This window comes from Mesorhizobium sp. B3-2-1 (genome assembly GCF_006439515.1).
In the GTDB taxonomy this organism is placed as follows: Bacteria; Pseudomonadota; Alphaproteobacteria; order Rhizobiales; family Rhizobiaceae; genus Mesorhizobium.
In genome coordinates this window covers 377,209-383,570 of the sequence record NZ_VFTI01000001.1, presented here as the reverse complement: position 1 = coordinate 383,570, position 6,362 = coordinate 377,209, and the positions used below count along the sequence as shown (strand labels likewise).

At 63.3% G+C, this 6,362-nt stretch carries 7 protein-coding genes; 2 read left to right on the top strand and 5 right to left on the bottom strand.

Translation table 11 applies throughout. The features are described 5' to 3' along the window. Positions 1-269 precede the first annotated feature (269 nt). The 4 genes from FJW08_RS01810 to FJW08_RS01795 form a co-directional block, all read right to left on the bottom strand. On the bottom strand, positions 270-1,292 hold the full coding sequence (locus tag FJW08_RS01810) for a DUF937 domain-containing protein (protein WP_140756636.1): 1,023 nt from the start codon (positions 1,290-1,292) through the stop codon (positions 270-272). Between the two features lie 90 nt (positions 1,293-1,382). Continuing rightward, a complete protein-coding gene (locus tag FJW08_RS01805) occupies positions 1,383-2,756 on the bottom strand; it encodes a glutamate--cysteine ligase (RefSeq protein WP_140808368.1) in 1,374 nt (457 codons plus the stop codon). Between the two features lie 145 nt (positions 2,757-2,901). Then, on the bottom strand, positions 2,902-3,636 hold the full coding sequence (locus tag FJW08_RS01800) for a 16S rRNA (uracil(1498)-N(3))-methyltransferase (protein ID WP_140808418.1): 735 nt from the start codon (positions 3,634-3,636) through the stop codon (positions 2,902-2,904). Positions 3,637-3,667: 31 nt separating this feature from the next. Further along, complete coding sequence (locus FJW08_RS01795) at positions 3,668-4,315, bottom strand: hypothetical protein (protein WP_140808366.1); 648 nt, start codon at positions 4,313-4,315, stop codon at positions 3,668-3,670. Positions 4,316-4,402: 87 nt separating this feature from the next. Between FJW08_RS01795 and FJW08_RS01790 the strand changes: the two genes are divergently transcribed. Together FJW08_RS01790 and FJW08_RS01785 are read left to right on the top strand one after the other, a co-directional pair. After that, positions 4,403-5,101, top strand: a complete 699-nt coding sequence (locus tag FJW08_RS01790) for a type 1 glutamine amidotransferase (RefSeq protein WP_140808364.1) — start codon at positions 4,403-4,405, stop codon at positions 5,099-5,101. A 276-nt stretch (positions 5,102-5,377) separates the two neighbouring features. Continuing rightward, entirely contained in the window at positions 5,378-5,518 is a 141-nt protein-coding gene (locus FJW08_RS01785; protein ID WP_181182814.1) for a hypothetical protein, read from the top strand. 36 nt (positions 5,519-5,554) lie between these two features. On the opposite strand, the gene FJW08_RS01780 is transcribed toward FJW08_RS01785, so the two are convergent. Next, the gene (locus FJW08_RS01780; RefSeq protein ID WP_140756644.1) at positions 5,555-6,328 is read right to left on the bottom strand and encodes a metallophosphoesterase; all 774 of its coding nucleotides are present in this window, start codon (positions 6,326-6,328) and stop codon (positions 5,555-5,557) included. Positions 6,329-6,362: the final 34 nt, after the last annotated feature.

Below are 6,362 nucleotides of genomic sequence, written 5' to 3'. Positions count from 1 at the left end.
GGCACATCCTACGACCCCAACAAACACCCCGCCGCTAGCTTCTTGCTCACAACAGGTTGACACAGGAAGTCTCATGCAACTAGGAAGATCTGGTACAAGGGCTGAAAACCCACCTCCGTCCTCGATCGCAAGCGGCGCGATGATGACCGGATATTCGAGTCTGTCAGTCATGTCTCTTTGCCTCGTCGATGAATGTTACGGGTTTCCGGATATTGCGGCGCATCTGCTCCAGCCGTTTGCTCATGGATTTGTCTCGGACGTTTGAACTGCTACCGCCGGTCCATGTCCCGCTTGAACTGGTCGAAGATCGTTTCCACGCCCTTCTGGTATTCGTCGCGCTGCTGGGCGCCGGTCTCGAACATCTTGCCGAAAATGTCGTCGAACGGGTTCCTTGGCCGGCCGCTTGGATTGGCTTGCGGCTGTGGTGGCTGGCGCTGCTGCGGCTGCGGCGCTTGAGGCTGTTGCGGGGTGGGCTGCCCGCCCGGCATGCCACCGAAGCCTCCGCCTTGCCGCAGCATCTCCTCGAAGATTTTCCCCAGCGGGTTGTCGCCGTAGGGACTCTGTGTCTGCTGTGGCTGGGGTTGGCTTTGTGGTTGCTGCGGCGCGCCGCCGCCGAACATGTCCTGCAGCACCTTGCCGAGCGGGTTGTCACCGTAGGGATTTGGTGCCGGCTGCGGCTGGCTTTGCGGTTGCGCCGAGCCGCCGCCGAACATGTCCTGCAAGACTTTGCCGAGCGGGTTGTCCATCTGCGGCGGCGGCGACTGGCGCTGTTGTGGCGCCGGCGCCTGCATGCCGCCTTGCCGCATCATCTGCTCGATGATCTCGCCCAGCGGATTGCCGCCACCCCCAAGACCAGCCGCGGCCTGCATCTGATTTGTCGTCTGCTTGAATAGTCCGCCCATCACCATCGAAGCGATCGCGGGCAGCATCTGCTGCAGGATCTGCTGGCTGACGCCGCTCGCCTGCGCCGCCTGGCTGGCCACCGCGCGCGACAGCTCCTTGGAGCCGAACAAATGTCCCAGGATGCCGTTGCCTTCATCGACGCCTTGGGGCGAGAAGGCGCGGGTCGCGTCCTCGAAATACTTGGCGTGCTGGCCGCTTGCCATCGCCGTCATGAAGGCGCCGAGCCCGTAGGGATCGGCGGTATTGCGTTGCAACCCTTGTGAAAAGGCCGGCAGCAGTGCTGCGACCGCCGCCTGTGTCTGCTGCAGCGAAAGCCCGTATTGTTGCGCAAGCGCCTGCATGCCGTTGCCGTTCTGGGCCTGCGTCAGCATGTCGAACAAGGTAGGCATCGGCTTCTCCTCCGGGAAATCCTCAGGTGAGAGCCTAATTCGTTTCAATGCCCGATTGAAGCAGCTTTTGCCGCTCGCTAGCGCGCGGGGTTAATAGGCATATTCCATGAATACCGGCTCGATCGAGCCGCCCCAGCGCGTGTGATAGGCCGACAGCATCTCCTCGGCGCTGGTCGTGCCGCGCGCCACGACCTCGTCGAGCGTGTTGAGGAACGAGGTTTCGTCGTAGCCGTCGCGGTTCCTCTTGCCGCGGTTCTTCAATCCGGTGCGCGAAATGGCCATGACGTCGCGGGCGACTTCGCGCAGCGTGGTGTTGCGGAAAGGCGCGGAAATACCGAGTTCCGGCACCGCATTGCGCATGGCCAGCACTTCCTTGTAGGTCCAGCTCGACGTCAACGCCTCGGCCGCGTCAAGCGCCGCCTCGTCGTAGAGCAGCCCGACCCAGAATGCCGGCAGCGCGCAGATGCGCCGCCAGGGACCTCCATCGGCGCCGCGCATTTCCAGGAAACGCTTCAGCCGCACGTCGGGGAACAGCGTCGACAGGTGGTTCGCCCAGTCGCCCATGGTCGGCAGCCCGTCAGGCACTTCATTGCGCGCGGCCCCGGCCATGAACTGGCGGAAAGAGATATGCGTCATGTCGTGATAGCGGCCGTCGCGAATGACGAAATACATCGGCACGTCGAGCGCCCATTCGACATAATCGGCGAAACCGAAATCCGGTGAGAAGCAGAATTCGAGCAGGCCGGAGCGTTGGTTGTCGGTGTCGCGCCAGATGTCGCCACGCCAGCTCTGCAGCCCGTTCGGCCGGCTGTCGGTGAAGGGCGAGTTGGCGAACAGCGCCGTCGACAGCGGCTGCAGTTTCAGCGACACCTGCATCTTGCGGCGCATGTCGGTCTCGCTCTCGAAGTCGAGGTTCACCTGGATCGTGCAGGTGCGGTACATCATGTCGAGGCCCTTGGTGCCGACCTTGGGCATGTAGCGCGTCATGATCTCATAGCGCGACTTCGGCATTTTCGGTGTTTCGGCCAGCGACCATTTCGGGCTGCCGCCGAGGCCGAGGAAGCGGATGCCCATCGGCTCGGCGATCTCGCGCACCTGCGCCAGGTGGGCATTGCCCTCGCGGCAGGTCTGGTGGATCGTTTCCAGCGGCGCGCCGGAGAGTTCGAACTGGCCGCCGGGCTCGAGCGAGATCGCGCCTTGGCCTGTCGGCTCGACCAGGCCGATGATGCGGCCGTCGTCCACGATCGGATCCCAGCCCAGCTTGTTCTGCATGCCTTCAAGGATGGCGCGGATGCCGCGCGCGCCGCCGTAAGGCACCGGCGCGTTGCCATCGACATAGAACGGGAATTTCTCGTGCTCGGTGCCGATGCGCCATTTTTCGCGCGGCTTGTTGCCTTCGGCCAGGTGCTCGACAAGCTCGTCAATGCCTTCGATGGGCCGGAAATCGGTTGTGTCGCGCGCCATTGTCAAGCCCTCAAAGGCGGTTGGACCCACCGCCGGCGCTAAATGGACGAAATGTCAGTAGCCGATCAAGCGAAAAATCCTGAGCCACAGGTCAAGAGGAATTGAAGACCACGGCCGGCAAACCCCTCTTGCAAGAGACAACGTCCTACCAGTCGCCAATTGTTGCCTGCATCACCGCAAGCGCCGCCACCGCCGCCGTGTCGGCGCGCAGGATATGCGGCCCGAGCGGAATGGCGGTCACGAAGGGGAGCGCCCGCAGCATCTTGCGCTCCTCGTCGGAAAAGCCGCCCTCGGGCCCGACCAGCAGGGCGAGCTTCTTTTCCTTTACCGCCTGCAAGGCAGGCAGCGGGTTGTTGGTCGAGGCGTCCTCGTCGCAGAAGATCAGTCGCCTTTCCTTGTCCCAACCGGTCAGCAGGCGCTCGAATTTTTCCGCCTCGCGAACCTCCGGCACCGCCAGGATGCCGCATTGTTCGGCTGCCTCGACGACATTGGCGCGCAGGCGATCGATGGACGGCTTTGCCACCTGGGTGTGCTGGGTGATGACCGGCTGCAGGACGCCGGCGCCCATCTCGACTGCCTTCTGCGCGAGATAATCGAGCCGGCCCTGCTTCAGCGGTGCGAAGCAGTAGATGAGATCGGGCAGGGGCGGCTGCGTCCGTTGCGGCGCCAGTACCTTCAGCCGCACCGATCGCTTTGATTTCGCTGATATCGCTGCCGACCACTCGCCGTCGCGGCCATTGAAGACAAGGATCTGCGCGCCTTCGGAGAGCCGCAGCACATGCACGAGATAATGGCTCTGCTGCTGGCTGGGCTCGAACTCGATGTCTGGCCCGAGGTCATAGGGCACGAACAGACGTTGCATCTTGTAGTTGGCGCGCATGGCCGAGGAATGGGCGAGGCGGCCGCCGGCGTCAAGCCTTGGCGGAAGGATGCCACACGGGTTGAAAGCCATGACGCAGGACGGCAAGCGTCGTCTGCGGGGTCAGCAGCACAAGCGTCTCATCCTCGAACCGATCAAGGCTGGTTGGCGGGCCGTATCCGGAAAAGGCCCATGGCAATGCCTCGCCTTTGCGCAAGGCATAGGCGTTGCCGCCGGCTGCGATCATCGCGCCGTCGGGCAGGCGGGCAAGCGCATCCATCGCGACAGCCGGCCGCTTGCCGCCCGACGACAGCCGCTCCTTGTGCAATCGCTTGTCGACCTGCGGGGCGCGCGGCTCGGCAATACCGAAGGCTTGGCCGAAGCGGGCGACAAAATCCCTGGCCCGTTCGCGCTGGCAAAAGAAACAGGGGCGATGTCCGGCCGCGAGCGCCGTCACCTCGTCGAGAAAGAACAACTCGGTCCAGCCGGCCTTGCCACCGGCCCGGTTGCGGCCCATCGGCTCGCGCCGCACATTGCGGAATTGACACACGCAGATGACCCAGGCCTGAAGCGCCCAGCGCTTTTTCAGGAGAGTCCTTGTCGCGGGGTCGTGGATGATGCCGCGATTGCCGGTGAACAGGCCACGCTCCGGCACGGCGTGGATGGCGCCGAACGGATCGACCCGGTTCTGCAGTGGCATAGTCTTCTCCGCGTGCTCGCATCTTGGCTGAAATGCCGGCGCCATGATATCGCTCGTGGCACCTTTTTCATGTCAGCAGGGTTTTCGATGCGTGTGCTGGTTGTCCAGAACTACGACAACACCGGCCTCGGCCAGGTCGGTGCGGCACTGGCGGAAGCGGGTGCCGATCTCGATGTGCGCCTTCCCTACATGGGCGATCCGCTGCCTGAGGACGCAACCGGCCATGATGCCATGGTGGTGCTCGGCGGCGGCCAGAATGCGCTGGCCGACGAAGAATATCCCTATTTCCCGGCGCTGCTCGAACTGACCCGCGATTTCGCCGGCAAGGACCGCGCCGTGCTCGGCATCTGCCTCGGCGGCCAACTTGTCGCCCGCGCCTTTGGCGGCGAAAACCGCATCGGCGGCGCCAACGAATTCGGCTGGCGCGGCGTGTCGCTGACGCCGGATGCCAAGGCCGATCCGGTGCTGGCTGAGCTGCCGGAAAAGTTCCCGACCTTCCAGTGGCACGACGACACGTTCGTGTTGCCCGAAAACGCCGTGCGGCTCGCCGGCAACGATGTCGCCGAAAACCAAGCGTTTCGCGTCGGCCGCGCCGTCTATGGCTTCCAGTTCCATTTCGAGGCCGACCGGCCGATGGTGAAGGATTGGAGCTCCTCCTTCGCCCCGACCATTGCTGCGCGCCATCCCGACTGGGCCGGCAAGCTCGATGGTGAAATGGCCCGCAACGGTCCCGACGCCGATGCGGCTGGTCTCGCCATCGCCCGTGCTTGGGTGGCGACCATCTAACGTCCGCTCACGGTTCGCGTGACATAATTGGCACGCGGCCATGAATCCGTCTGGGGAAAACCTTTTCATCCTTGGCTTGTGTCCGGCCGCCATCCTAGAAGGCGCGCGCCCTACGCTGGCTGTGCAACCGGGATGAACCTTTTGTGTGACCCGTGCGACACACCATCGATACAGAACACGCCTAGAAGCGCGAAATCGTCGAAACTTTGAAGCGATTTTTCCATTTCAACGCATTGGTAACCGCCTCGTGCACAGATGCAGGAAGCTCAACAAGAGATGACCTCCGTGAAAGCAGCGCTTCTGTCCTTTGTCATGCTGTCCGCCATTGTGCTTTGCGGTCTTGGTATTTACGCCGCCGATGCGGCCAACAACCACAACGCCGTCGACGGCTACGGCGTCACCGCTTCCCTGCGCTAGGCCAAGGCATCCGTCGCGCCCTCGGGCGCCGGGTCCTCAAGGCTCCTTTATCGACATTTCCAGGATGCGTTTGTCTGCGCCGTCCACGACGAGCGCGGTCAACATGCCTGACTGCCAGGCAAGCGTGTCGACATTGACGCGGTTGGCCATCACTTCCGCCTCGGGGACGGGCGTGTGGCCGTGCACCACGATCTTGGCGAAGAGGCCGGTGTGGTCGTGAAAGACGTCACGGATCCAGATCAGGTCCTGCGGGTTCTGATTGTCCAAGGGAATGCCTGGCCTGATGCCGGCATGGCAGAAGAAGAAGTCGCCCGATGTCATCGAGAACGGCAGCGATCGCAGGAAGTCGACATGACTTTGCGGCACGGCGTCGAGCAGGGCTTGATGGCCCCTGCGCACGGCTGATTCCGCCTTGCCGAACCAAACGCCGGTGCCGTTGTTGATCGTCACCCCGTAGGATTGCGCGGTCTGGATGCCGCCGAAACGGATGAACAGCCCTTCGGGGTCGGGCGTCTTGAGAAAATCGAGAAAGCCGATGTCGTGATTGCCGGCCAGCATCATGTTTCGCGGATCACGTTCGCGCGCCTCGATCAGAAAGTCGATGACGCCCTTGGAGTCCGGTCCGCGATCGACATAGTCGCCAAGATGGATGATGCGCCAGTCCGCGACCAGGTCCCTCGCGATCTCGGCCTTGATCTGTCCGTGCATGGCGGCCAGCAGGTCGAGCCGGCCATGCACGTCGCCGATCGCGTAAAGACGCACGCCGTCCGGCCCATGTGCGTCGAGGAAATGGATGCCAGGTTCCGCCAAGGTCTGGATATCTCCGTGGTCAGATGTCACGGAC

What these genes read in the sequence shown, in the direction of transcription:
- FJW08_RS01790 (WP_140808364.1), top strand. Translation starts at nt 4,403, where the DNA reads ATGCGTGTGCTGGTTGTCCAGAACTACGACAACACCGGCCTCGGCCAG.
- FJW08_RS01795 (WP_140808366.1), bottom strand. Translation starts at nt 4,315, where the DNA reads ATGCCACTGCAGAACCGGGTCGATCCGTTCGGCGCCATCCACGCCGTG.
- FJW08_RS01800 (WP_140808418.1), bottom strand. Translation starts at nt 3,636, where the DNA reads ATGCGCGCCAACTACAAGATGCAACGTCTGTTCGTGCCCTATGACCTC.
- FJW08_RS01785 (WP_181182814.1), top strand. Translation starts at nt 5,378, where the DNA reads ATGACCTCCGTGAAAGCAGCGCTTCTGTCCTTTGTCATGCTGTCCGCC.
- FJW08_RS01805 (WP_140808368.1), bottom strand. Translation starts at nt 2,756, where the DNA reads ATGGCGCGCGACACAACCGATTTCCGGCCCATCGAAGGCATTGACGAG.
- FJW08_RS01810 (WP_140756636.1), bottom strand. Translation starts at nt 1,292, where the DNA reads ATGCCTACCTTGTTCGACATGCTGACGCAGGCCCAGAACGGCAACGGC.